The organism is Chondromyces crocatus (genome assembly GCF_001189295.1).
Taxonomy (GTDB): Bacteria; Myxococcota_A; Polyangia; order Polyangiales; family Polyangiaceae; genus Chondromyces; species Chondromyces crocatus.
The window spans coordinates 6,281,733-6,307,458 of the sequence record NZ_CP012159.1 but is presented as its reverse complement, the minus strand read 5'-3'; the positions used below and the strand labels follow the sequence as shown (position 1 = coordinate 6,307,458).

Genomic DNA, 25,726 nt, shown 5'->3' with positions numbered 1-25,726 from the left:
GTCGCTCGCGCGAATGCATCGTGCGTTCCTGACGGCCACAGCGACGGCGCGCGCGCCCTGGCCACAAATTCGGCCGCCCGCAGCGCACGAGACGCGTCGAAGCGCGCAGAATGTGCGGATCCAGGGACCGCAGAGTTGCTGTAGCCTCGGTCCTGGGGGGAAGGGAAACCAGCCGGAGCGGACAACCTCCAGCGAGGCGACACGGCGCGATGCCGGGTACGCCCACGCAGGCACGGCGCGCTCCAGCGGCCACCTTCTCCTCTCCCGGGGGGGAAACATGAACAGAGTAGCCAGGAAGCGCGCCTTCTCCGCGTCGGAGCGGCCAGACACGCATCGAGGAGTGAAGGTCCAGCGGCTCACGATGGGGGGGCACAGTGTCACCCTGGAGCCACCCGACATCAGCCGGGTGGTGCTGAGAGGAGACATCTCCGCCATGGAGATGCTCAGCGTGCTCGGGATCGTCCGCGCCTTCGCCGAGGAGCGAGGGCGGGTCTTCCTCCTCATCGACGCCAGAGGCCTCGGCGGCATCCCGGTGGATGCTCGCAAGGCCATCTGTGAAGGCGCGAGCATCCCGATCCGCGGCACCGCCATCTACGGCGCGAGCTTCCAGTCGCGGATCCTGTGCACCCTGGTCATGGGCGCGCTCCAGCTCTTCACCACCCAGCACGACAACCCCGTGGTCTTCCTCCCCGACGAGGAGAGCGCCTTCGGGTGGGTCACCCAGCGGCGCGCCTCGCTGGACGCCATGGCGGTCGCGAGCTGAGCCACGTCTCTCGACCGTTCCGTCTGTTTGGCGCACCAAGTATTTTCACGCCCTCACCTCGCGCGTGGGGGACTCGACGGCGCGCGCCTCGCCTCGCGACACCGCGCCGCGCGGCCTCCGCCTGTGACGAACGCCCTGCCCAGAATCTCCTCGCTACGTCCGCGCGATGTAGGGCGCGCAGCGCTCCACGCGCAGCCTCTACGCGATGCTCGGACACGACGCGCCGTGCACACCCAGGACAGCAGAACGAACGAGGTGAAAGCGGGCACGTTCGCGTCACAACGCCGATCCAGAGCGCAGCGCGCGTGTTACAGTCGAACGCGCAAGGGGGAAGCTGTTCGCAGGCGCTCTGATCCATCAGAGCGAAATCGCGATGCGTGCGTCGCTGCGGTCGGACCGAGGCGTCGCACACCAGGTGGACACTCTTCATGCCTCGGGGGGCAGCATGGTGAGAGCACACGTCAGACGTTCCACGTCATCGCCAGGGGTTTCGGACGTCCAGCCGGGGGAGCGGCAGGCCGTGGAGATAGGGCGTCACAGGACCATCCATGAGACGCCAGGGTTGGTGCGGCTGATCATCGACGGCGATCTCGCGGCCAGCGAGGTGGTCAGGATCCTCGATCAGTACCGCCTCTCGGCCGACAGGTACGGTTACGTGCTCGTCATGGCCGACGTCACCCGCATCGGCACCATGCCCGCAGAGGCGCGGAAATCCATCTGCGCCGGCGCCGACATCCCGATGCGGGGTACGGTCATCTACAACACGAGCTTCCAGTCCAGGCTGCTCTGCACGCTGGTCATGGGCGCGCTCCAGCTCTTCACGGGTGCGCAACAGCACCCCGTGGTCTTCCTGGTCGACGAAGCCGAGGCGAGGGCCTGGATCGACGAGCGCAGACTCTCCCTCGGAGACACAGCGCTCGCCGTCTGACGCTCACGGATCGACCTCCCGCAACGCGTGCCGTGCGATCGCCCGGTGCAGCAACTTGCGGCTGACCCCGATGCTCTGGGCTGCGAGGGACACGTTGCCGTGGGCCCGCCGCAGCGCCTCTGCGAGGAACCGTCGCTCGAACGCGTCCAGCTGCTGCTGGCGCGCCAGCCTGAACCCCATCGAGAGATCCACCACGGGCTCCCCGTCCTCGCCGGTCTCCGCCACGCCTGGACGCGGTGCCGACCACGCCGCGGGCGCCTTCGTCGGCGTCGGCGTCGGCGTCTCCAGCGCGTGCAAGCCGAGCGCGTGCATCCGGACGACCTCGTTGCGCAGCTCGCGCACATTACCCGGCCACGGGCGCCGCGAGAGCAGGTCCACCTCGTCCTCCGACAGGGGCGCTCGCGCCTGCGACGCGGCTGGCAAGCCCTCCTCGATGTGCCGGACCAACGCCTGGACATCCTCGGGTCGCTCGCGCAGCGGCGGCAGCTCCACCCGCACCACGTTCAGCCGGTAGTACAGATCGGCGCGGAAACGCCCCTCGGCCACCTCCCGCGCGAGCGATCGGTTCGTCGCCGCCACGATGCGCACGTCCACCCGCCGGGGCACGTTCGATCCGAGCCGGCAGATGGCGCGTGTCTCGATGGCGCGGAGCAGCTTGGGTTGCAGTTCGAGCGGCAGCTCGCCGATCTCGTCGAGGAACAGCGTCCCTCCGTCCGCCTCCTCGAACCCGCCGGGATGCTCGGCGATGGCGCCCGTGAACGCGCCCCGCACATGCCCGAAGAGCATGTCCTCGATCATCGTCGCGGAGAGCGCCGAGCAGTCGACCACCTGGAGCACACCGCCCGCCCGCGGGCTCTCTTCGTGGAGCGCCTGCGCCGCCAGCTCCTTGCCCGTCCCCGTTTCCCCCTCCAGCAGCACCGTCGCGTCCGTGCGCGCCGCGCGCTCCAGCAACGCGAACACCCGCTGCATCGCCGGGCTGACGCCCAGCAGCCCACCCAGCCTGGAGCGCGGCCCGGAAGGCGCTTCCCCCTCGTCCCCCACGCCCCGGAGGCGGAGCCTGGACCTCCCCAGGCCCACGACGGCATCCGGGCGCGCATAGGCATCCCGCACGCGCACCCCGTCGAGCCAGACGCCGCCACGCCCTCCCGCATCGATCACCCGGATCGCGCCGTCCTCCACACGCAGCACCAGATGCACCTCGCTCACGGTGGGATCCGGCAGGACGAGTGAGCATCCAGCCCCGCGGCCGATCGTCACCTCGGGCCCCGTCAGCACCACCCCCCGAGCCCCGCCGGCCGCGCCGACCCCACCGGTCACACCGACCCCACCGGTCGTGTCGTGCTCGCCGAGGATCTCGACACAGAGCCGCGCCTCGGGCGCCGCCGCGACGCACTTCAGCCGGGTCTCGCTGCGAGGCCCCGCGCGACGCACGCGCCGCGGGAGCCCTGGGGAGGAAGTGGTGCTCATCGACAGGGACTCGATCGCTCCCGGAGCCATGGCCGCCACGCCACGCTCGCCACCGGATCCGACGCGCCACGGTGGCGCCACCGCGCCCGCTGCCCTTGGTGCAGCAAGCATCCGAGGAGGATCATTATGCGCGCCCGCCGACACGACGGACCACGAGAAACGCACGCGCGACGCATCGACAGGCGACGCGCCTCGGGCGTTATGACGACCCGCGGGCCCCGGAGCGCGCAGCGCCCACGACGAGAACGCTCACGGCGGCATGGCACGCAGGTGCCCGCCAGGAACGGACAACCGCGTCCCGAGCGCAGCGACGCCGCGCGCCCCTGCCGTGTGCGTCAAAAACCGCAGCCCTCGGCGTATCCGCAGCAGATGTTCGCCCACGTTCCCGCCCCCGTACCGCGGCTCTTTCCCTGACCCTTCACGCGGGTGAAGTACGGCTCGTCGATCGACGCATTCTGCACCTGATCCCCGACGATCATCGAGATCCCCCAGGTCTTTGCATCACAGTTCGACGAGCCAGCGGGGATGCTGACCGAGTAGCTGTCGTAATAGAAGCTCGACGACACGCCGTTGAACCCCGTCACCCTGGGCGCGTCGAGCTTGAACGCCACGTTCTGGTGCTCGTATGCCGTGTCGTACGACACCCACTTCCCGAGCCAGTTCTTCTTGTAGCCCTCGAGCTGAAGATCGACGCGAACCCGGTGGTAGTAGGTACCGCAGCAGCCCGCGCAGTATTCCCGGGATGTCGACAGGGTGAACTCGACCTTCCGGTCGGAGGTGGATGCGAACGCCTCGCGTCGATCGGTGCAGCCCAGCGCCACGGCGCTGGAATCGTCCTCGACGCCCCGCGCGTAGCTCACCACGTTCACCCCGGCGAAGGCCCCCGCAGCGGCTGCTTCTGGCGCCGCGAGCGCGGCTTCGATCGTCTCGATCCGCCCATCCTCGGCGCTGATCACCCGTGACGGGAGCACCTTGTGCACGACGCCGTTCACGTGGAACACCCCGTCGGGACCGACCACCGAGCGGTAACCTCCCGCCTGGATCCTCGGGCGGGCTTCGTCTCCGATCACCTCGATCAGATCCTGGTGTGCGCTCAGGATCGCGTCCGCCTCTGCTTCGGTCTCCGCAGCGGCCACCTCGGCCATCACCTCCTCGAAGCGACGGCGCTCGGACACGAAGCCGATGCCGTCTTCCCACGCGTCCATCTCCGCGGCCGTCATCGCGTTCAGGGCATCGATCTGGTCGAAGAACGCCTGCGGTGACGCAAAATGAAGTGCCCCTTGCGCGTCGACGAGGACCTCGCCCTTCCGCGCGTCCGGTAACCCCGAGGGTAGGGGGGTGACCTCGATCGTGCTCGTGTTCTCCGGTGCGCATGCTGGCTGGCCGAGCAGCAGGACGAGTGCAGACGAGGCGAGCACCGTGCGGATGCTGGATGTGACGTGCATGGACAACCCCTCCTTGCGAGAACCTCGACCCCCGCCTGACGCCCAGGTGCATCACGCAGAGGCCGCGTGGTCGGGACGCTAGCGATGAGCGTGCCACCGACGTCCACGCGCCTGCGCCAGGTGCAGTACGACCCCGCGAGCGTGCCGCCGACCCCGGGGTGTCTGCGCTCTGCCGGCCCAGCAGGATCGCCGCGCATCACCGCTCGGGATTCGACGGGAACGGGCCTGCCAGCTCCCGGTGTTACCCGCGGGTAACACGAGGCGCCCACCGAGACCGCCGCCTGTTACCCCCTCGTCCCACGCGCTGCGCGCCGGCTCCCTGCACCACGCTGGCCCCCCGCACCACGCGGACTCCCCGCTCCTCGCGGGCTCCCCGCACCACGCCGGCCTCGTTCGAGGGAGTGGAGGTCCTTCTTTGCGCTGGCGACCGCCCCCTCCGCCTCGCGTACAGCCGCTTCGGCAAGCGCTGCGCGCTCCACCGCTGCATCCACCTTCGCCTTGGCCTTCTCCACCGAACGCTCGGCGCGCGCCACGTCCCGCCGGGCCACGCTCACCGCCGCTTCGGCCTCGCTCGCCTTCCGGCGTGCGAGATCAGCCGCCGCCTGCTTCTTCGAGAGCCCGGCGCGTTGCCGTTGCAGCTCGGCTCGCGACCGGATCTCGGCCCGTTCCGCCTCGGCCTCCTGCCGTGCGCGCGCTCGCGCGGCCTCCGCCTCCTGCTTGCGCGCCGCCTCGGCCCGCGCCTTCGACGTCTCGGCCTCGCGCTTCGCCTCCTGGCGCGCGCGTCCCTTCGCGGGTGCCCGTCCCCGACGCGATGGCAGCCCCGCTTCGAGCCCCATCAGCACCGAAAGCCCGGGCGGCTCCACGTCCTCCACGAGCCGACCGCCCGCGAGGACCTCGTGCGCATCCGGGCTGTCCGCGAGGGCCTGGAGGGTCTTCCGCAGACGCTCCTGCACCGCCACGCTCGGCGGCTCCTCGGCGTCCGCCATCAGCTCCACCGTGAGCCGCGCGGTGTCGCTCACGGCCCGGTTGCGCGCATCCAGCGCCGCGCGCAGTTCCTTCACATCCTCGCCTTCGAGCGCGGCGAGCTGGGCCCCCCGCGCCGCATTCCCCGCGTCGAGCAGCGCTTCAAGGTCGTCCCGCCGTTTCCGGTAGAGCAGGTTCACGCCGAACGCCACGGGCCCTGGTCGCTTCAAGCGCTGGACCTCGGCGGCTTCGGTCCGCTTGCCCTCGCGCCGCAGCCGCGCCGACAGGTCGTTCCGCGACGCCGTGAACGCATGCGGCGAGCGCCCGTAAAGGGCGTCGATCTCCGCGTCGACCGAGCGCGCCCGCACGGGTTTCACGCCGCGGCTCCGAGAGGGGCGGCGCCATGCGTCACCTCGTGGCGGCGCTTCCCCGCGTCCTTCTCGGTCGGCGTGGCATCACCCGATGCGGAAGACTCCTCGTCTGCCCCACCCATGCACGCCAGCGTGGAGCTGCCTCACCCGTCACGCAAGGGCGCTCCCAGCCCCTGGCAGCCATCGACGCCGGGCGTTCTGCGTCGGAATGCACGCAGCCTTTCGCCCCTCGCAACCCGGAGCGCGCTCTCTCGCCCGTCGAGGCGCTGCTTCCCGCACGCTGGAGCGCTGGCATGCGCCGCGGCGCGATGCATCCATCTGTGAAGCCATGCAGGCGTTCGTTGAGGAGGCGAGTCGCCCAGAGCAACGAGGCCGATCCGTCGACAACAGAAGAACCATGTAAGGACGGTGACCTGGACCCACCAGACGCGTGCAGCCGAACCTCTGGACCCACCAGACGCGTGCAGCCGAACCTCTGGACCCACCAGACGCGTGCAGCCGAACCTCTGGACCCACCAGACGCGTGCAGCCGAACCTCTGGACCCACCAGACGCGTGCAGCCGAACCTCTGGACCCACCAGACGCGTGCAGCCGAACCTCTGGACCCACCGGACGCGTGTCGCCGAACCTCTGGACCCACCGGACGCGTGTCACCGGTGGCCTGACTCACATCTCGGTGACGTACCCATCACGCCGCAGCCACGATCGCGCCGCCTCGCGCCCGGCCTCGATGGTCGCCACGATGTCCTCCCTGCGCGTGCTCAGCCGACCGGCGGGCAGTGGGCCGGTGGGGCGGATCACGGCCATCCGACCTCGATCCTCCAGCTCGTCGATGAGGTCCAGCGCGTCGTTCGAGGCCTTCCAGCGCGTGGCGAGGGCACGGCCGATCTCGGGGTGGCCCGGGTACGTCCGGCCCATGGCGTAGGTGAGGGCGGGTCGAGCGCTCCGCCGGTAACCACGAGGGCGGGTGAGCACGGCGACGGTGAGGTCGCGCTTCAACGAGACCGCATGACGTGCGGGGATGGCGTCGGCCACGCCGCCGTCGATGTACGGCACGCCGTCCACGGGGACGATCCTGCCGTACGCGATGGGGATGGCCATCGTCGCCTGGAGGAGGCCGAGCGTGTTGTCGGGCATGGCGCGCACGTACTCGGCGCGCCCGGTGTGGCAGTTGGTGACCACGATCCACAGACGTGAGCGGGCGTCACGGAGACGGGCGGCGTCGAGAGGCACCACCCGCTCGAAGACACCGACGAGCCGCTCGATGTTCATGAGCGGCGCGGCGCGCAGCCAGTTGAAGGGGGAGATGAGCTGGGCGCCGTGGGTGTGGCGCTCCCAGATGCGGAGGCCGTCGTCGATCTGCCCCGCCACCATGTACGCCGCCGTCGGCGCCCCCGACGACACCGCGATGACATCGTCGAAGTGCGGTCCCCCGGGCCTGGAGAGCTCGGCGAGGACACCGGCGCTGAACGCCCCTCGCAGGCCACCGCCTTCCACGAACAGCGCCGCGGTCGGCGTCGTCCCCGGCGACGCTGTCGTCGCCGCCGATGTCGCCGAGGCATGCGCAGGGGACGAGGGCTCCTGGCTCGTGGCCGAGGCACGCGTGGGGGTCGAGGGCTCCTGGCTCATGGCCGCGTCCTAGCAGGCCCTTCCATCGCCCGATACGGGTTCGCAGGGCGTCGACGTGGCGTCACGCGAACGCGATCACGCGATCGACGTCGCGTCACCCGTTCGAGCAGCACGCACGGCTTCGAGCAGCCTGCGCTGCTCCGAGCAGTGTGCGCTGCTTCGAGCAGTGTGCGCTGCTCGTCGGAGTGCGCTCGACCGGTCGTCATCGCGTCGACTCCGCTCCACCGGGCGTGGGTGAATGGCCTAAGGCGAACCAGGAAGCGTGCCTCCCGGGATTCAGGCCATGCCTGCCTCGCAGGGGTGTCCGGTGCGGGCTAGGGTGTGCGGGGTATCGTTGCGTTGCAGTCCGGGCTGCGAAACGGCTGAGAACACAGCGCAGGTGGCGACCTGGAGACGCGGACGGGAGGTACGAGGTGCAAGGCACGAAGAGGCTGGGCGCGAAGAAGTCCCTCGTGTACCGCGCGGGCGTGCTCGCGGGAGCGCTGTTCGGGCTGGGCGTGGCGACCCTCTGGGGCTGCGAACCGATCCCACCCGGTCCGGTGCTCGGGCCGGATGGCGGCGTCATCGGGCCTGATGGAGGCAACCCCTTCGACGCGGGTGATCCCTTCGACTCCGGGTACGAGGACGCAAGCGATCCGTTCGAGGGGGGCAGCCCCTTCGACTCCGGCGGGAATCCCTTCGATTCCGGGCCTGATCCGTTCGACGCGGGCTTCTTCGCCGACCCGTCCGACCCGGAACCTCAGCCCTCGTGACCCACGCGGCAGCGGTGCGCCGAGCGCGAGCGGCGTGACCGTCGCCGCCACCACGAAAGCTCAGCCATGGCACGACGAGGCGGGCTCGTCGGGAAGCGTCAGCTCACCGTAGGCGTACGCCGCCGCGGGGATGGCGAGCAGGCCAAGCAGGACGAGGGCGATGCGCAGGCGCTGGTTCATGCGGTGGTCCTTCGGTCGGGTCCAGCGAGGATGACCACACCTCGAGGGAGTTTCAAGGCCGAGGTACAGGTCATCGCGAGCCCCTTGCGCGTTCATCTGGCGCGCCGAGGCCGAGGTCCTGCGGCCTGCCATCGGTGTCGTGGTCCGCGTGAGGAGCGCTTCACGGCTCGGCTCGGGGATCTCGCGCTCACCACGGCAACGCGGCGGCCCAGGCCTCGGCGGGATGGCGCCAGGAACCGCGCCCGGGTGAAGGGCTTTTCTGGCATGCTCGCTGCTCTGCGAGGACTCTGGCATCGAAGCGCTGACGATGGACGTCAGCCCCGAGATCCTCGTCCGACTTCATGGTTCGCGCGCTGTCTCGTCGGCTTCAACGCACATCGCCCTTCTCGGTCCTCGTCCCGCTCGTGTGTGCTCTGGGAGGGCTCGGCTGCGCGGCCGACGCCGCGGATGCAGGAGGCGCGCTGGGCGGGGACGAGGGACCCCGGAACGTGGAGGACTTCGAGGTCGGCAGCGGCGATCGCGCCTTCGAGGCGCTGGAGCGCGACGCCACGATCGCGATCATCGCAGGACCCCAGGGCGGGTATCACATCTGGCTGAGCGTGCGCTGCACCGCGTGTGGCCCCGAGCTGCTGCTGACCTACGGGGTGGAAGACGCCGAGAGCGGCGCTCCGATGACGTCGGCCCAGGGGCTCCAGGCGTGGACGGTGCTGCTCGATGCGGGGTCCTTCCGCGAGGCGTCGGGGATCGTCGCGTACCTCGCGTCCCGTGACGTGGAGGCGTACGTGGGCCGTCGGGCGCGGCTGTGGGCGAGGTCCTTCACCGACGATGGCACGCCCCTCGAAGACGAGGCCGAGGCGACCATCCGCGGCATCGAGTCGTGGCCCTGAGCCAAGCGTTCTGGCCCTGAGCCGCGCGTCCGGGCGTGAGGCCGCACGGGGACGCGCGCGGTGCGCACGGGGCCTGGTCATGGAACCGTCAGGGGATGTTTGGGGGGTGGTGGAGCGAGCGGCACGCAGGCTAACGTCCCCGCCATGGCCGTCATCACCGTCCTCGGCGCGGGCATGATGGGCAGCGCGCTCTGCGTGCCGCTCGTCGACCGTGGGCACGAGGTGCGCCTCGTGGGGACCCACCTCGATGGGGCGATCATCGAGAGTCTCCAGGCAGGGCACTTCCATCCGACGATGAAGCTCGACCTGCCGGCAGCCATCCGCCCGTACCCGGCGGAGGCGCTCCCGGCCGCGATGGAAGGCGCGGAGCTCGTCGCGCTCGGCGTGAGCTCGGCAGGGATCGACTGGGCGACGTCGCAGCTCGCGCCTTTCGCGCGGCCAGGGCTGCCCATCGTGATGATCACCAAGGGGCTGGAGCTTCGCGAGGGGCGCCTCGGCGTGCTGCCCGACAGGGTGCAGCGCGGGCTGCCCGAGGCGGTGCGGGACACGGTGTTCCCGGCGGCGATCGCCGGGCCCTGCATCGCCGGGGAGCTGGCCCGTCGGGTGCCGACGTGCGTGGTGGTGACCGGGCGGGACGCGGGCACGCTGGCCCGACTCGCCGAGGCGCTGCGCGGGCCGTATTACCATGTGTTTCCTTGCGCCGACGTGATCGGGGCGGAGGTGTCGGCGGCACTGAAGAACGCCTACGCGATGGGGGTCGCGTTCGGGGTGGGGCTGCACGAGAAGGCAGGCGGGGTGGCCGGCAGCGTGGCGATGCACAACTGGGAGTCGGCGGTCTTCGCGCAGGCCATCCGGGAGATGATGCGGGTGACGGCGCTGCTCGGGGGCGACCCGCTGACGGTGACCGGTTTGCCCGGCGTGGGGGACCTGGATGTGACGATGAACGGGGGGCGCACCGGGCGCTTCGGTCGCTGGCTGGGGCTGGGCCTCGGGGTCGCGGCGTCGGTGGCGCGCATGGAAGGGGCGACGCTCGAGTGCCTGGAGATCCTCGCGGTGATGCGCGAGGGGCTCGCGGCCCACGAGGCACGCGGGGAGCTTCGCCCGGGGGAGCTGCCGCTCTTGCGCCAGATGATGGCGGTGGCGCTCGACGATGCGCCCGTCGCGATGCCGTTCGAGAGGTTCTTCGCGGAAGGGGCAGGATAGCGATGAGCGGGGAGGGCAAGCGGAGGCACGGGGATCGAGGCGACGCAGGGCAGGGGGAGGGGCTGGTCCTCGGCATCGACTGCAGCACCACGGCGTGCAAGGCGATCGTCTGGGATGGTCGAGGGCGCGTGGTCAGCGAGGGGCGCGCGTCGATCGGCCTGACGAACCCGGAACCCGACGCGTGGGAGCAGGACGCGGAGCGCTGGTGGGAGGCCACGCTGGAGGCCACCCGGCAGGCCGTCGAGCGGCTGGGGGAGGGGAACGCTTGGCGGGTGCGCGCGATGGGGATCACCCACCAGCGCGAGACGTTCGTGGTGACCGACGCCGAGGGCAAGCCGCTGCATCCGGCGCTGGTGTGGATGGACGCGCGGTGCCGCCCCGAGGTCGCGGAGGCGATCGCCGCGCTCGGCGAGACGCGGCTGCACACGGTGACCGGGAAGCCCCCGTGCACGACGCCTTCGCTCTACAAGCTGCTGTTCTTGCTGCGTCGAGGGGCCCCGTCGCTCGGGGCGCAGCGTCCGCGGGTGCTCGACGTGCATGCGCTCCTCTCGTGGCGGCTGACGGGGCGGCTCGCGACGTCGCTCGCCAGCGCCGATCCGCTGGGGCTCGTCGACATGGAAGCGCGGGATTTCTCGCCGGAGATCCTCGCGCTGGCCGGGCTCTCGCGGGCGCAGCTGCCGGTGCTCTGCGCGCCGGGTGAGGTGATCGGTGGCCTCATGGAGGCCGCGGCGGGCGCGCTCGGGTTGCCCGCAGGGTTGCCGGTGGTGGCCGGCGCGGGGGATGGGCAAGCGGCGGCGCTCGGGGCCGGGTTGAGCGGTCCCGGGGCGGCGTACCTGAACCTGGGGACGGCCATCGTGTCGGGCGTCGTGTCGTCCGCGTACCGGATCGATCGGGCGTTCCGCACGATGGTCGCGGCGACGCCGGGTGCGTACCTCCTGGAGACCGATCTCAAGGGGGGGACCTTCACGCTCACCTGGCTCGTGGAGCGGCTGCTCGGGCGCTCGGCCAGCGAGGTGGGTGGGACGCTTTCGGCGCTGGAGCAGGTGGCGCGGGGGCTGCCGCCAGGCGCGGACGGGCTGCTGCTGGTGCCGTACTGGAACGGGGTGATGAACCCGTACTGGGACGACGACGCGAGCGGGGTGATGGTGGGGTGGCACGGGGCGCACGCGCCAGCGCACGTGTACCGAGCGACGCTGGAAGGGATCGCGATGGAGCAGCGGCTCCACACCGAGGCGGTGGAGGCGGCGTCAGGGCCCATCGGCGAGCTGCTGGTGATGGGCGGGGGCTCGCGCAGCGATCTGTGGTGCCAGATCCTGGCCGACGTGACGGGGAAGCCCGTGGTCCGGACGGGCGCGACCGAGGCCAGCTCGCTCGGCGCCGGCATGCTCGCGGCGTGGGCGTCAGGGATGTTTCCGGATCTCGGCGCCGCCGTCGGGGCGATGAGCGCGCGGGGCGCGACCTTCAGCCCAGGAGCGCAGCAAGGGATCTACGACCGCCTGTACCGGGAGGTGTATGCAGGCCTTTATCCGGCGCTCGCGGGGTCGCTGAAGCGCCTCGCCGCCTTGCGGGCCGAAGCGCGGGGTGGGCTCGCCGGGAAAGCGGTTCGGTAGGTCGTCAGCGCGCTCGGCCAGCCTGCGTCGCGTGGCTGGAGCGCGTCCTCGTCTCCGCACGCTCGCGCCGCGCAGGGACGCCAGCGCGGCTCTTGTCGGCGCCACGGACGCTGCCCTTCCGGCTCTCGTCGGCGCCACGGACGCTGCCCGTCTTGCGGGGCTCGCGGGTCGTTCCGTGCTCACTCGCCTCGACGACGCTCTTCTTGCGTCGGGTCGCTGCGTCGCGAGGTTCGTCTCGGCCCTCCTCGGGGCGACCGGCGAAGGCCCCCTCCAGCTCACGCCGGGCCGCCTCGTGCGCGAGGCGCTCCTCCCTGTTGCGCGGGCAGGCTTTCTCGCCCATCCGTTCGAGCAAGAGGTCCTGGAAGGCGCGGACCTTGGCCGACAGGAGCCGTCCACCGGGGTGCACCACGAACATGTTGGCCATGCCGGTGGTCCAGGTGGGGAGCACCTCGACCAGCCGGCCCGCGTCGACGTCCGCTTCCGCGTTCATGGAGGGCATGAGGCCGATCCCGGCGTGCGCGAGCGTCACCCGATGGACGAACACGAAGCCGTTCACGGCCACCGCAGCGCGCACGGGCACCTGCCGCTCTTCCCCTGCCGGGCCGATGAGGCGCAGCGAGCCGCGTCCGTGGAGCGCGCGGTTCAGGATCAGGTCGTGCTCCGCGAGCGCTTCCGGCGATGCAGGGATCCGTCGCTCTTCGAGGTAGCGCGGCGTGGCGTAGAGGCGGATGGGCACGCCCCACAGGCGCCGCGCGACCAGCGTGGAGTCCGGCAGCGTCATCGCCCCGCGCACGGCCAGATCGATCCCGTCGGCCACGAGATCGAGGGTGCGGTCGGTGAGGACGACCTCCAGCGTGCAGCGCGGGTGGAGGCGCGCGAACTCGGCGCAGAGGTCGGGGAAGGGGGAGAGCCAGCTGTCGTAGGGCGCGGTCACCCGCAGGTGTCCACAAGGCTGCTCGCGCTGGGCGCGGATCACCTCCGTCGCTTCGTCGAGCTGCGCGATGGCGGTCGCCGCCCGGTGCCGGTAGTCCGCGCCGACCTCGGTGAGGCCGAGCTTGCGCGTGGTCCGGTGCAAGAGGCGGGCGCCGAGCTTCTCTTCGAGGCGCGCGATGCGTCGGCTCACGGTCGACTTGGGCACCCCGAGCTGCCGCGCCGCCAAGGTCAGGCTCCCGGCCTCGGCCACGCGCAGGAAGGTGGCGATCTCCTCCAGGAGGGGCGCCTCGGATTGTTCACTGGGGTGCAACATAGAGTCGAAGTCTACGTACCTTGTACTACCCCGCGCAACGGACGATGTTGACGGTGGTTTCGAGCTGATTTCGAGAGGAGCTCTCCCATGATCACGCGCCACGCACCGACCGCCGCCCGCATTCTGCTCGGCCTCATCTTCTTCGTGTTCGGGCTGAACGGGTTCCTGAACTTCCTGCCCCCGCAGCCGCCGCCCCCGGAAGCGGCTGGCGCCTTCCTCGGAGGGCTCGCGTCGGCGGGGTACATGTTCCCGCTGATCAAGGGGACGGAGGTCCTGGCCGGGCTCGCGCTCCTGGGCAACCGGTTCGTCCCGCTGGCGCTCACCCTGCTCGCGCCGGTCATCGTGAACATCGCGGCGTTCCACGTGTTCCTCGCGCCAGGGTACGCGATGGTGGTCGCGCTGCTCGGGCTGGAGCTGTTCCTCGCCTGGTCCTACCGCGACAGCTTCCGCGGGGTGCTCGCAGCGAAGGCGGTCCCGAGCGCCGCTGGCGAGGCGTCGAGCCAGCGCGTGCCCGTCGCTGCTCCGAGCGGCGCCTGAGCTGCGCTCGGGTCGGCGCTTCACCCGTCGCCCCGCCGAATGACGCCCGACCCCCACCCGGGTCGGCGCTTCACCGGTCGAGCTGGCGGCGCATCTCCCTCACCTGAAGCTCGCTCCACGTGATCTCGTCGGCCGTGAGGCCCAGGTGCCAGTACGCTTCCTGGATCTCCCGCGGCGAGAAGGCGCGGTTCCTGGGGTTCGTGAGGCCCTGGACCTTCACCAGCGCGCGCACCCAGGCGCTGTCGGTCACCACGGCGACGGCGGAAGGGCGCCCGCGCAGGATCCCCTCGGTCTGAGCGCGGGTGGTGTTGGAAGGGCCGCCGCCGTCGGTGAAGACCAGCGTCCGGATGTGCTGCGGATCGGGGACGTTCAAGGCTCCCTTCGTGGCCTCGTTCCACTCGGCTTCGTCCGGCGAGACGCCATTGTGGACGAAGAGGTAGAGGCTGCCTCTGGTGGCGAACGCCATGTTCCTTCGGCTCGGTGCCATTCCGTCCGACGAGGGTAACAGAAGGACACGCCGTGACGTCACGCTGCTCCCTGCGCTGAACGGCGCTATTCTGCGTCGGCCATGCTGCGCGTCGTCAACGTCGTCCTCCTGTCGTCCCTGCTCTCCGCGTGCGCGACGCTGCCCTCGACCAGCGAGGAGGACGAGGTGCTGCCCAGCGCGCAGGCGGGGCCGTTTCGCGCCATCGTCCAGGAGGAGCTGGGGGCCGCCCGAGCCGCGCCCTTCGTCATCGACGACTCGTCGCGCTTCGTCCGCGATCCCTCGGTGCTGGACGCGGACGAGGATCCTGCGACGCCGAAGGTGTTCGGTTTCTTCTCGGCCACGCTCGCTCCCGAGGGCGAGAAGGCAACGCCTTCCGCACCGCCGAACGCGATCGTGCGGCACGAGGCCGAGGACGGGCGCTCCTTCACGCGAAGGGTGGAGGTGGTGCTGGAGCCCGCGTTGCCCTGGGAGGGAGGCACCGTGGGGGCGCCTTCGACGCTGCGCGTGAACGGAGCGATCTGGATGTACTACGCAGCGGCCGGGGGGATCGGCCTCGCTCGGAGCGCGGACGGTCGCACGTTCACCCGGGAGGCTGAGCCCGTGCTGGCGCCGGAGGGCGGTGGGTGGGAGCAGGGAGCCACGCCATCGGCGCCCGGTGTGGTGCGCTTGCCCGATGGGTCGTTCCGGCTGTTCTACGAGGTCGCCCGGCCCGAGGGCGGATCGGTGATCGGGGAGGCGCGATCGACGGACGGGCTCGCGTGGGAGCGCGTGGGGAGCAGGCCGGCGCTCGCCCCTTCCGCGGTGGTCGAGGAGGAGGGCGCGGCCCACGATGACGCCTCCGTGGGCGCCCCGGCGCCCGTGCTCGCCACCTCGGCGACGGGTCGTGTCCACGTCCGGGTGTACTACGCCGCGACGAGCCTCACCGGACGAGCGAGCGTCGGGCTCGCGGGGCGCTGGCTCGACGACGCCGAGGGGCCACTCGACCGGGGGGTGTCGCCCGTGTTCGGGGGAAGCGCCGGCGTCCGGGCGTCATCGCCGTGCGTCGTGGTGCACCCGGGCTACGCGCTGCTCTTCGCCAACCAGAGGGTGAAGGACGATCCGCCCTATCCGGGCGTGATCGCGGCCGTGGCGCCTGCCGATGGGGTGCTACCCCCCGTCGCCCGCTAGTACTGCGTACCCTGAATCAGGGGCCTATCGGCCCCTGCGCTCCCGATGGTCGCTACCCCTGCTTTCTTCGCAGATCGCTTGGCCGAGGACCCGGGACGAGCTCGGGGAACCGAGCACCAGGCGTCCCCCCTGCTCAGCAGGTCCGTGGGGCCAGCGGGTCCGTCAGAAGGAGGACCCTGGCTCTTGCAGGAACTCGATCTCGTCGGCGGTCGAGGTGCGCCCGAGGGCGGCGTTGCGGTGGGGGAAGCGGCCGAAGCGGGCGACGACGTCACGATGGCGGATGGCGTAGTCCAGTGAGTTCTGCAAGGCGCCGCGCAGAGGGATTTCGCACTCGTCGGCGAGCCGGGCGAAGGCGTCCACGCAGCGCTGCTGGTAGGTGATGTCCTCCGCGTGCATGAGGGGCATGTACAGGAACCAGCGCTCGACGATGCCGAGGTCGGCCTCGAAGCCGCGGGCGATGGCAACGAGGGTGGCTTCGAGGGCGCGCTCGTCGTGCGAGAAGGCCTTGCGGGTGCCCCGGAAGATGTTGCGGGGGATCTGGTCGTGCAGGATGACGTAGGCGAGCGAGCCCCGAGGGGTGGTGCGCCAGGGCTCGAGCTCGTCGCGCTCACCGCGTTCGAGCAGCGCGCTGAACCGTGAGCGCAGCTCGGCGTCGAAGGTGGGGTCGACCGAGAACCAGCGGCCAGCGTTCGCGAGCGGATCTGCGCCAGGTTCGCCGAGCCAGAAGTGAAGGAGCGGCTCGTACGTGGGGGCCACGTTGTCCATGGCGGCGCAGCCTATCACAGCGCCTTCGGCTTGCACTCGAGGCGCGGAGGCGGCAAGCATGCGCCCGATGCGTGGAGCGCCCCGATCTTCTCTCGCCTTCCTGCTGTCTCTCGTCGCGATGGGCTGCACCCCAGCGCCGCCCCCCGCCGTTCCCCCCGCGCCCGATCCGCCCCCGGATGCGGCCGAGGTCGCGTCGTCCGCGGCCCAGCGCGCAGACGAGGTGCCGCTGAACGCGGTCCCGAGGCTCGACTTCAACCGGATCGCACAGGAGCTCGACCTCCCGGTGCTCTGGGTCTCCGACACGGCCTCACCTGGGAGCATCGAGCCCGGCGAGGTGGTCGGTCTCTGGCGCCACGGCGCACCGCCGCGCTGGGTGGAGGGTGGGCTGTTCACGCCGGCGTTCCGCGCCGCGTACGCGGCGGTGGCCAAGGTCCACGCGCAAGGACACGATCGCGGTGGCGCGGACGATCGCGAGAAGCGCCGTCGTGAGGCGGTGGAGCTGGAGCTGTCGCAAGGGCGGCCTTCCCTGGTGCGCACCGATCTTCGTGAGGCGGCGGAGGAGGATCGGGTGCTCGTGAAGCACGTGCTGGCAGCGGCGACACTCATCGAGCGGATCTACCTGAAGCAGCGCGGCGCCACGGCCCTCGCGGCCGACGCGGCGAAGCAAGATCCCGCGAGCCGTGCGCTGTTCTTCCGCAACCAGGGCCCCTGGTGCGCGCAGCCGCGGACGGAGAGCAACCCCGACTGCAACGCGCTGCCGTCGAAGCCGTCGCGCGTCTCCGGGCTGTACCCCGCGGCGCTGCAGCAAGGCGGGAAGTTCTGCGAGGCGCTGGAGAAGCGGCCCGATCAGGCGGCGCTGCTCGGGCCCTTCACGGTGGTGGAGGCGCGGGGCGGCGCGGACAAGCTGGAAGCGGTGCCCTACAGCCAGGCGTTCCGGGAAGACATGGAGGCGGTGAGCCGAGAGCTGAAGGCTGCCGCGGCGGGGATCCAGAGCCCGGCCGAGGCGGCGCTGAAGGCCTACCTGCTCGCGGCCGCGCAGGCGTTCCTCGACAACAAGTGGGAGCCCGCGGACGAGGCGTGGTCGCGGATGAACGCGGAGAACTCGCGGTGGTATCTGCGCATCGGGCCGGACGAGACGTACGCGGATCCGTGCTCGCGCAAGGCGGGCTTCCACGTGAGCTTCGCCCGGATCAACCAGGCGTCGCTCGCATGGCAGCGCAAGCTGGACCCGCGGAAGAGCGAGATGGAAGAGGCGCTCGCGAAGCTCGCAGGGAAGCCTTACAAGGCCCGGAAGGTCTCGTTCCATCTGCCGGACTTCATCGACATCGTGATCAACGCGGGCGACTCGCGCTCTGCCGCGGGAGCGACGGTGGGGCAGAGCCTGCCGAACTGGGGGCCGGTCGCGAACGAGGGGCGAGGGCGCACGGTGGCGATGACCAACCTCTTCGAGGACGACGACAGCCTCGGCGCCAGCCGGGCGATGGTGGAGTCGCTCCTGTGCCGTGACGCGACGCCGCTCATCCCCATCGAGCCGGGGATGCAGACGATGAGCACGGTGCTGCACGAGGCCGCGCACAACCTGGGCCCGTCGCACGAGTACCGCGCGAACGGGAAGACCGACGACGAGGCCTTCGGCGGCCCCCTGGCCGCGACGCTGGAGGAGCTGAAGGCACAGACGGCGGCCCTCTATTTCGCGAGCTGGTTGAAGGATCGGGGCGTGCTCGACAAGACGACCGCGGAGCGTGCGCTGGCGGGCGACGTGGTGTGGGCGTTCGGGCAGATCTCGCAGGGGATGACCACGTCGGACGGGAAGGCCAAGCCGTACCCGCAGCTCGCCGCCATCCAGGCGGGGCGCCTGCTCGAGAAGGGCGCCATGACCTGGCGGGCCGACGAGGTCGCCGCGAACGGGCGCGACAAGGGCTGCTTCACGCTGGCGATGGACAGGTTCCCCGGGGTGGTGGAGCAGCTCGCGCGCGAGGTGCTGGGCATCAAGGCGCGGGGAGACAAGGCCGCGGCGCTGAAGCTGAAGGAGGCGTACGTGGACCAGGACGGGACCTGGAAGACGCTGCGCGGGGTGATCCAGGAGCGGGCGCTCCGGAACCCGAAGGGGACGCTGGTGTACGCGGTGGAGCTGCCGTAGCGCCCTGGCGCAGGACTAACGGAGGCGGGGGGTGAGGGTCGACAGCGCTTTCAGGAGCGCGGCGTCGGCTTCCGCCTCCGCTTCGGTCTCGGCTTCGGACACGGCGCTGAAGGCCGCGTGGAGGTGGGGCGCCGCGGTGGCATTCGCGACGCGGCGCAACCGGTGACGCGCGTCTCCGCCCGAGCAGGAGAGCGCGACGGCGGCGGCCACGCGGATGTCGGGCGCCGTGGTGGTGTCTTCGACGAGGCGCCAGAGGCGGTCCGCGGCGATCGGGGCGGTGCGGTGGTCGGCGTCGGCGCCAGCGCCGAGAGCACGCAGGTGCCGGATCCAGTCGGGGAGGGGACGCTTGCCGCGCGCGAGGCGCTCCTCGTCGTGGGTGAACCCGCTGGCACGCGCCTCCGAGAGGCCCACCTCGATGCGCTCCGAGAGCATGCGGGTCTCGCGCACGACCTGCTCATGGTTCCAGCCGAGCCGGGTGGGAAGGAGCAGGGTGCGCCCACTCTCCAGGGTGAGCAGGACGCCCGGTACGCGCTGGTAGGTGACGCTGGCGCGGACGAGATCGGCGTGAGCGATGAAGCGCTCGCGCCAGAACCAGGAGACGAGCACGCCATCGGTACCGACCATCGCCCGTGCCGGGACGCTGAGGATCACCACGCTGGCGAGCAGCACCAGCGCGAGCAGCGCGATGGCGAAGGGGAGCGCGGCCGGTGCGTCGAGCGTGAGCGCGCCGAGGAGCGCGCCCGCGCAGACCGCAAAGGCGGCGAGCGCCCCGAGGCGGAGCGCGCGCAGGCCGAGGCCCAGGGAGCGCAGGCGGAAGGAAGCGGTCGTCTGCGAGCTGTCCAGGTCGAGGGCGCGCAGGAGGTCGCGTCCTTGCTCGTGGTCGGCGACCAGCAGTTCGAGCGCCGCGCCGAGGCGTCGCTCGATGCGCACGATGACGCCCTGCCGCGCCGGGATGAGAAATCCCGCGCGGACCCGGGTGCGCGGGAGTGCCAGGCGGCCATCGAGGACGACACCCCGGGCGCTCACCCGGAGCGTGGCCGGGACGAGCACGGGGTGCGGGTTGGTCAGCAGGACGAACAGGGCCAGGGAGGGGGAGACGATGGTCAACGCGGCTCCGGAGAGGGTCAGGAGACCGTCGAAGCTGCTCTCTCCCTGGAGTCCCAGACCCAGGAGGAGAAAGGTGGGGCCGAGCCCGAGACCTCCCAGACTGCGGACGAGCGCCAGGCGATTCCGGCGGAGGACCTGGACGCTGAGCTGCGTTTCAGGGGCCTGAATCATGGAGAGCCCTGCATGACGCAGCGACCATCTTACCGCGCGCGGCGCGAGGCGGCGGCTACGACGAGCGACGGCGAACCGAGGACACCGTGAGATCCGTCGACGTGGCAGCGGGAGCGCCGTCCGCGTCGCGAAGCAGCTTTGATTGCCGCTCGAGTTCCCGCTCGCGCTGACCGCGCAGGACGTGCTGGGCTGCCACCGGGATGATCGGCCTCACCAGCAGGTAGAACAGCGGGAGCCCGCCCAGCACCCGCGCGAACGCCACGCCCATCATCTCCCAGGGCGCTCGCTCGAAGGCCGCCGCCGGGGAGTCGAGCTGCGAGGTGGCGCGGCGGAGCAGCTGGCCGTACGAGCGCGGAAGCCACCAGCGAAAGCCGGGCGCCGTCGTGGTCAGCTCGTCCCAGCCGCGCCTGAACCACGGAGAGGGCGCCGAACCTTCTTCCTTCCAGGCGTGGGCGCTCTTCGCGGCCACGAGCACGATCAGCCAGTAGGCGCCCCACAGGGTCGACGCGACGGCGTACAGCTCGGCGCCAGCCCCCGGGACGAGCCAGAGCAGCGCGAGCCCAGGCAGCCCCGCGGTGAAGGCGATCCACCCTCGGACGTAGCGCCTGACCCGCTTCATGACCCAGTGCAGATCGACCTTCACCTGCGGCGTGAAGGCGGGGTCTTCGGGCTCGGCGCCGGTGAGCAGCGCCGCGTCCCGGCCGATGGCATCGTGGTACTGCCGCGAGAGCGCGATCACGCACCACTCCACGGTGCTGAGGGTGGCGTAGAAGGCCGACACGAGGGTGATCCAGCTCGCCCCCTGTCCCCAGGGTCCCCGGGAATCCATCCCCCACAGCAGGTTGATGGCGCGCTCGAGCACCCCACCGAACAGGAGCCCGAGCGCGAGGACCACCGCCGCCTGGGTGAAGCACACCCTGCGGTAGCGACGCCCAGCATCGGGGTGGGCGAGCAGCGCGCCCACCACGGCCAGCGGGAGGCCCGCGCCATACGCCAGGCGGTTGAGCGGCGACGGCGAGGTGGGCGGCGCGAGGCGCGCGGCGTAGACGGTCTCCATCGCCTCGCGCGCGTGGGTGGAGGCCGTGGCGAAGAGCCGCGCGCCGCGCTCGGGCGCCGGTCCAACGTCGGCCACCTCGGCGTGGACGGCCCGGGGCGCTCGCGCGTCCTCTCCCTTGTGCTGCGCACCCGTGGGTGGCGAAGCGTCGAATGCCGGCGATGAAGCCCTGCCCGTGACCGTCACGTCGGCAGCTTACCCCGGATCTTTCCGTATCGCCTGTCCTGTCCGACCCCGCAGGCGGGTGACGTCAGCCAGGTCGCCTCCCGCGCGTTCTTCCGGTCGCAGCGCGGGCGCGGCCCACCCGCCGCAAGGGCGGGAGGCGGTGCTATGGTCCGCCGCCCGTGAGCGAGGGTTCGACCGAAGCACGCACAGACGCAGACCAGGTTCTCTGGCGCGGGAGGCTGCTGCGCCGAGCGGCCCAGCTCACCGCGCTCGCCACCCTGTTCGCGGCGGTGTTCTCGACCCTGCTGCCGTGGCTGCGCTCGTGGTCGACGTTCGGGTTCCACGACTGGGACGTGCAGACCTCGCACCGGGAGCTGGTTCGACGCGGTCTCTTGCAGCACGGCGAGCTGCCCTGGTGGAACCCGTTCGCGTGTGGCGGCTTCCCCGCCTGGGGCTTCGTGGAGGGGGGGACCATCGTCGTCTCGCCGTGGCTCCCGCTCTACCTCACGTTGCCGATGAGCGTGGCGCTGCGGCTGGAGACGCTGGGGATGGCCTTGCTCGGGGCCTTCGGCGCCTACGTGCTCGCCGGGCGGTTCACCCGGAGCTTCGCGGCGCGCGCGCTGGTGGTGGCGCTGTGGGCGGTGAACGGGCGGTTCGGCTTGCAGACGGCAGCAGGGCACACCTGGCACCTCGCCTACGCCTGGATGCCGTGGTGCCTCGCCTTCTACGAGCAAGCCCGCAAGCCGGACGGGCGCGCGCGGGACCTCGTGCTCGGCGCGGGGGCCCTCGCGATGCTGGTGTACGGCGGCGGCATCTACCCGCTGCCGCACACGGCACTCTTGCTCGGCCTCTATGCAGCGGGGCTCGCCATCACCGAGCGCTCGGTGCGGCCGCTCTCCACGCTGGCGCTCATGGGCACGGCAGGGATCGGGCTCTCGGCGCCGAAGCTCTTGCCGCTCCTCGACGGGTTCGGGAAGGCGCCCCGGCTGATCGCGTCGACCGAGCGGCTGGATCTCGGCGCGTTCCTGACCACGCTCACGTCGCGCCAGCAGGACTTCTACGATCGGCCCGCGCGCGTCACGCCGTACGGCTGGCACGAGTGGGGGATGTACATCGGCGTGGCCGGGGTGGTCGTGCTGCTCGTGGGCCTCGCGCTCCGGTCGGAGCGGCGCGAGCGGGTGCTGAAGCTGGTGGGGCTCCTGTTCGTCGTGCTCGGGTTCGGCGCGTTCCATCCGTCCGCTCCCTGGACGCTGCTGCACGAGCACGTGCCCGTCTTCCGCTCGCAGCACGTGCCGTCGCGGTTTCTCTATCCGGCGGTGCTGATCCTGGGCCTCGTCGCGGCGGCGTCGCTCGGCCGGGTCATCCTGCGGCAGGCGGTGCGGCGGCCGTGGCTCGACCTGGTCGCCGCGCTCGCCGTCGTCCCCCTCGCGCTCGACATCGCGGCGGTGGCCCAGCTCCCCATGCGGAGCGCGATGTGGATGGTGCCCCCGGATCGCATCCCCGAGGCCGAGTCGTTCCGCTTCGTCAAGGATCCGCCGTTCCAGTACAAGCGCCGGGACTGGGCGGGGCCGATGTACCTGGCGATGCTCGGCAACACCGGGGTCCTGAACTGCTACGGCACCCCGCCCTTCGATCGCAGGGGGGCGCTCTCGATGAGGGACCCGGCGCACCGGGGTGAGGTGTTCGTGGAGGGGAAGGGTGTGGCGCGGCTCGTGTCCTGGACCTTCAACAGCGCGACGATCGACGTGGAGGAGGCGAGGGCGGGCGATCGGCTGGTGTACAACATGAACTTCGACGAAGGCTGGCGGGCCGATCGGGGGCGGGTGGTGAATCAGGGCGACCGGGTGGCGGTGGAGCTGCCGGAGGGGACGTCCAGGATCACCCTGCGCTACAGGCCGCCGGGGCTGCTGGCCGGGCTCGGGCTCGCGGCGGTGACGGGGGCGGGGCTGTTCGGGCTGTGGCGTCGGGAGCGGCGTCTTCGAGGCGGGGCTCGGAGCGGAGGCGCGGCGTGAGCGGGACCTTGCGGAGCCGGGTCGGGCGGTGGGCCTTCGCGGTGGTGCCCTTGGTCGGCGTCGTCGAGCTGCTGGGGCACGTCGCGTTCAGCCGGCGGGCGCCGCGCTTCGAGGACTGGGCGGCCGTGCGAGCCCCCGTCGAGGCGCTGAAGCAGGAGGGGGATCTGGTGGTCGTGGCGCCGGACTGGGCGGATCCGCTGGCGCGGCGCGTCCTCGGCGACGGCGTGATGCCGCTGCGCGAGGCGGCGCGGCCGGACGAGAGCCGCTACGCGGGGGCCATCGAGATCTCCGTGCTCGGGCAGCACGTGCCAGCGCTGTCGAGCTTTCGTGAGGTGGCCCGAGAGCAGCGCGGTCCGTTTCTGGTTCGTCGGCTGGAGAACCCGGCCAAGGCGGAGGTGGTCTTCGACTTCGTGGACAACCTGTCACCGCGCCGTGTGGACGTGTTCGGCACCGAGCCCGCCGTGACCTGCACGTGGAATCCGAAGGCGCGCGTTCTCACCGGCGGCCTCGGCGGCCACCCGACATTCCCTCTGGAGCGGTTCGAGTGCCCAGGCGGCGTCTTCTTCAACGTCGGCGTCACCGTCATCGCCGACCAGGAGTTCCGGCCTCGGCGCTGCATCTGGTCCCACCCCTTCGCCCGCGGCGAGATCGTCACCCGCTTCCGCGGCGTGCCGCTCGGCAAGGTGATCCGCGGTCACGCCGGGATGTACTGGATGATCGAGCGGGAGCGCCGCGGGGCCCCGGTGACGCTTGCGGTGCGGGTGAATGGCGAGGAGATCGGGCGCTCGACGCACCACGACGGCGAAGGCTGGGCATCGTTCGAGCTGCCCCTCGGCGCGCACGCAGGCGCCAAGGAGGCCGAGGTGGAATTCGCGGTGAGCTCGCCGAACCACCAGCACCGGCATTACTGCTTCGAGGCGGACACGCGATGAAGAACGCGGCTCGATCTCGCTGGGTGGATCCGCTGGTGGGCCTCGCGCTCGGCGTGGCGTTCGTGGCGCTCCTGCTCGACACGGCGGGCAACCTGGGGTACGCGCGGGACGAGGGCTTCTACTTCGCCGCCGCGGATCGCTACGCCGCCTGGTTCGAGCTGCTCGCCTCGGACTTTCGCACGGCCGTGAGCCGGCGCGCCGTGGACGCGGCCTGGTCGGTGAACCACGAGCACCCGGCGCTCATCAAGTCGCTGTTCGCGCTCTCCAGCCACACCCTGCAGGGCAAGCTCGGGCTCTTCTCGATGCCCGGGACGAGCTACCGGTTCCCGGGGATGGTCCTGTCCGGGATCGGCGTGGCGCTGGTGTACTGGTGGGGCACAGCCGCGCGAGGGAGGGCCGCGGGGCTCGTCTCGGCGGGGCTCTTCGCCATGATGCCGCGGTACTTCTACCAGGCGCACCTGGCCTGCTTCGACGCGGCGATCGTGACGGTCTGGCTGCTCTGCGCGTACTGCTACTGGCGCTCGCTGCGCGACGGCGGGAGCGTGTGGCCTCTGCTCTGCGGCTTGACCTTCGGCCTGGCGCTGAACACGAAGCACAACTCCTGGTTCCTCCCCATCGTCTGCAGCGCCCACGCCACCGCCATCGTGCTGCACGGGCTCATCACCCGGGAACCGAAGGGCGATGTCCCTCGCCGCGCGTTGACGGCCCTCATGGCGATGGCGCTGATCGGGCCCATCGTGATGGTGGCGATGTGGCCCTGGCTCTGGCGCGACACCTTCGCGCGGCTGCGCGAGTACGCGCTGTTCCACCTGGAGCACGACTACTACAACATGGAGTTCTTCGGCGTGACGTACTGGACGCCGCCGATGCCGAGGCTCTATGCGCCCGTGATGACGGCGGCGACGGTGCCGACCATCACGCTGCTCCTCGCGCTGCTCGGGCTCGCGATGGCCGCGCGCACGCGGCTCGTGCCCACGCTGGGGAAGCTCGTCGAGCGGGTGGGATCGCGCGGTCGCGCGGTGCCTCTGCTGGCGAAGCTCCAGCGAGGGCCGCGCTCGCCGTCGGATCCGGCCGCCACGGAGCTGCTGTGGTTCCTCGGTATCGCGGCCATCTACGCCGCCTGGCTCTCCCCGAAGACGCCCATCTTCGGGGGGACCAAGCACTGGATGACGGCGTACCCCTTCCTGGCGCTGTTCGCTGGGAGCGCGTTCGCGGCGCTCGTCCGACGCGCGGGTATCGCGCTCCGCCGGCAAGGTCGACACGCGGCGCTCGCGCAGCTCGGGCGGGGGCCGCTGCCCGCGGTGGTGATGGGAGCGATGGTGCTCGTTGCGCCGATCGCGGAGACCCTGCACGCCCACCCCTTCGCCCTCTCCGCGTACACCCCGCTCGTGGGCGGCGCCTCGGGGGCCGCCACCCTCGGCCTGAACCGCACCTTCTGGGGGTACACGACCGGCGCGGTGGTCGATTACCTGAACGCCGAGGTGCCCCGCGGAGGGACGGTCTACATCCACGACACCCTGTGGCCCTCGTGGGAGATGCTGATCAGGGACGGGCGGCTGCGCAAAGACATCCGGGGGGTGGGCTCGTCGGCGAAGGCCGACTTCGCGCTCTACCACCACGAGCAGCACATGCAGGGCGAGGCCTACCAGGCCTGGGTCGCCCTCGGGACCACGAGCCCCGCCCACATCGGCGGACTCGATGGCGTCCCGGTGATCCTGGTGTACCGAGCCCGCCGTCCCTGAAGC

At 71.4% G+C, this 25,726-nt stretch carries 21 protein-coding genes; 12 read left to right on the top strand and 9 right to left on the bottom strand.

Translation table 11 applies throughout. From position 1 onward, the window contains the following. Positions 1-340: 340 nt before the first annotated feature. Entirely contained in the window at positions 341-763 is a 423-nt protein-coding gene (locus tag CMC5_RS23100; protein WP_050432452.1) for a hypothetical protein, read from the top strand. 562 nt (positions 764-1,325) lie between these two features. Next, on the top strand, positions 1,326-1,691 hold the full coding sequence (locus CMC5_RS23095) for a hypothetical protein (RefSeq protein WP_050432451.1): 366 nt from the start codon (positions 1,326-1,328) through the stop codon (positions 1,689-1,691). 3 nt (positions 1,692-1,694) lie between these two features. Here CMC5_RS23095 and CMC5_RS23090 read toward each other — a convergent pair whose 3' ends face one another. The 4 genes from CMC5_RS23090 to CMC5_RS23075 form a co-directional block, all read right to left on the bottom strand. Further along, the gene (locus CMC5_RS23090; protein WP_169796624.1) at positions 1,695-3,158 is read right to left on the bottom strand and encodes a sigma 54-interacting transcriptional regulator; all 1,464 of its coding nucleotides are present in this window, start codon (positions 3,156-3,158) and stop codon (positions 1,695-1,697) included. A 335-nt stretch (positions 3,159-3,493) separates the two neighbouring features. Next, complete coding sequence (locus CMC5_RS23085; RefSeq protein WP_050432449.1) at positions 3,494-4,603, bottom strand: hypothetical protein; 1,110 nt, start codon at positions 4,601-4,603, stop codon at positions 3,494-3,496. Positions 4,604-4,887: 284 nt separating this feature from the next. Beyond that, positions 4,888-5,943, bottom strand: a complete 1,056-nt coding sequence (locus CMC5_RS23080; protein WP_050432448.1) for a hypothetical protein — start codon at positions 5,941-5,943, stop codon at positions 4,888-4,890. 660 nt (positions 5,944-6,603) lie between these two features. Next, entirely contained in the window at positions 6,604-7,566 is a 963-nt protein-coding gene (locus CMC5_RS23075) for a patatin-like phospholipase family protein (RefSeq protein WP_050432447.1), read from the bottom strand. Between the two features lie 413 nt (positions 7,567-7,979). On the opposite strand from CMC5_RS23075, the gene CMC5_RS23070 reads away from it, so the two are divergent. The 4 genes from CMC5_RS23070 to CMC5_RS23050 all read left to right on the top strand — a co-directional run bounded on the left by CMC5_RS23070 (position 7,980) and on the right by CMC5_RS23050 (position 12,198). Then, complete coding sequence (locus CMC5_RS23070; protein ID WP_050432446.1) at positions 7,980-8,318, top strand: hypothetical protein; 339 nt, start codon at positions 7,980-7,982, stop codon at positions 8,316-8,318. 521 nt (positions 8,319-8,839) lie between these two features. After that, positions 8,840-9,385 carry a hypothetical protein gene (locus tag CMC5_RS23060; protein ID WP_050432444.1) on the top strand — a complete coding sequence of 182 codons (546 nt, stop codon included), beginning with the start codon at positions 8,840-8,842 and terminating at the stop codon, positions 9,383-9,385. Positions 9,386-9,529: 144 nt separating this feature from the next. After that, positions 9,530-10,588 carry an NAD(P)H-dependent glycerol-3-phosphate dehydrogenase gene (locus CMC5_RS23055; protein ID WP_050432443.1) on the top strand — a complete coding sequence of 353 codons (1,059 nt, stop codon included), beginning with the start codon at positions 9,530-9,532 and terminating at the stop codon, positions 10,586-10,588. Positions 10,589-10,590: 2 nt separating this feature from the next. Continuing rightward, a complete protein-coding gene (locus CMC5_RS23050; protein ID WP_050432442.1) occupies positions 10,591-12,198 on the top strand; it encodes a xylulokinase in 1,608 nt (535 codons plus the stop codon). 4 nt (positions 12,199-12,202) lie between these two features. Here CMC5_RS23050 and CMC5_RS23045 read toward each other — a convergent pair whose 3' ends face one another. After that, complete coding sequence (locus CMC5_RS23045; RefSeq protein WP_050432441.1) at positions 12,203-13,444, bottom strand: LysR family transcriptional regulator; 1,242 nt, start codon at positions 13,442-13,444, stop codon at positions 12,203-12,205. A gap of 87 nt (positions 13,445-13,531) precedes the next feature. Between CMC5_RS23045 and CMC5_RS23040 the strand changes: the two genes are divergently transcribed. Then, entirely contained in the window at positions 13,532-13,981 is a 450-nt protein-coding gene (locus tag CMC5_RS23040) for a hypothetical protein (protein WP_050432440.1), read from the top strand. A 70-nt stretch (positions 13,982-14,051) separates the two neighbouring features. Here the strand turns inward: CMC5_RS23040 and CMC5_RS23035 are convergent, their stop codons facing one another. Then, positions 14,052-14,447, bottom strand: coding sequence for a SpoIIAA family protein (locus CMC5_RS23035; RefSeq protein ID WP_050432439.1), 396 nt, complete (start codon positions 14,445-14,447; stop codon positions 14,052-14,054). Between the two features lie 102 nt (positions 14,448-14,549). On the opposite strand from CMC5_RS23035, the gene CMC5_RS23030 reads away from it, so the two are divergent. Next, positions 14,550-15,635 (top strand): glycoside hydrolase family protein, encoded by a 1,086-nt coding sequence (locus CMC5_RS23030; RefSeq protein WP_050432438.1) that lies wholly within the window; start codon positions 14,550-14,552, stop codon positions 15,633-15,635. Between the two features lie 162 nt (positions 15,636-15,797). Here CMC5_RS23030 and CMC5_RS23025 read toward each other — a convergent pair whose 3' ends face one another. Further along, on the bottom strand, positions 15,798-16,400 hold the full coding sequence (locus CMC5_RS23025) for a DUF924 family protein (RefSeq protein WP_063796333.1): 603 nt from the start codon (positions 16,398-16,400) through the stop codon (positions 15,798-15,800). 67 nt (positions 16,401-16,467) lie between these two features. Between CMC5_RS23025 and CMC5_RS23020 the strand changes: the two genes are divergently transcribed. Further along, positions 16,468-18,540, top strand: coding sequence for a hypothetical protein (locus CMC5_RS23020; protein ID WP_050436073.1), 2,073 nt, complete (start codon positions 16,468-16,470; stop codon positions 18,538-18,540). A gap of 15 nt (positions 18,541-18,555) precedes the next feature. Here CMC5_RS23020 and CMC5_RS23015 read toward each other — a convergent pair whose 3' ends face one another. Together CMC5_RS23015 and CMC5_RS23010 are read right to left on the bottom strand one after the other, a co-directional pair. Next, positions 18,556-19,818, bottom strand: a complete 1,263-nt coding sequence (locus tag CMC5_RS23015) for a hypothetical protein (protein WP_050432437.1) — start codon at positions 19,816-19,818, stop codon at positions 18,556-18,558. A gap of 55 nt (positions 19,819-19,873) precedes the next feature. Further along, positions 19,874-21,058: a hypothetical protein gene (locus tag CMC5_RS23010; protein ID WP_050432436.1), complete on the bottom strand. Its 1,185-nt coding sequence runs from the start codon at positions 21,056-21,058 to the stop codon at positions 19,874-19,876. A 158-nt stretch (positions 21,059-21,216) separates the two neighbouring features. On the opposite strand from CMC5_RS23010, the gene CMC5_RS23005 reads away from it, so the two are divergent. From CMC5_RS23005 to CMC5_RS22995, 3 genes are read left to right on the top strand one after another with little or no spacing between them, the layout of a single operon-like run. Beyond that, positions 21,217-23,049, top strand: coding sequence for a hypothetical protein (locus CMC5_RS23005; protein ID WP_050432435.1), 1,833 nt, complete (start codon positions 21,217-21,219; stop codon positions 23,047-23,049). Beyond that, positions 23,046-23,981 carry a hypothetical protein gene (locus CMC5_RS23000; RefSeq protein WP_245677706.1) on the top strand — a complete coding sequence of 312 codons (936 nt, stop codon included), beginning with the start codon at positions 23,046-23,048 and terminating at the stop codon, positions 23,979-23,981. The genes CMC5_RS23005 and CMC5_RS23000 overlap by 4 nt, the downstream gene beginning before the upstream one ends. Continuing rightward, positions 23,978-25,723, top strand: a complete 1,746-nt coding sequence (locus CMC5_RS22995) for an ArnT family glycosyltransferase (protein ID WP_050432433.1) — start codon at positions 23,978-23,980, stop codon at positions 25,721-25,723. The genes CMC5_RS23000 and CMC5_RS22995 overlap by 4 nt, the downstream gene beginning before the upstream one ends. Positions 25,724-25,726: the final 3 nt, after the last annotated feature.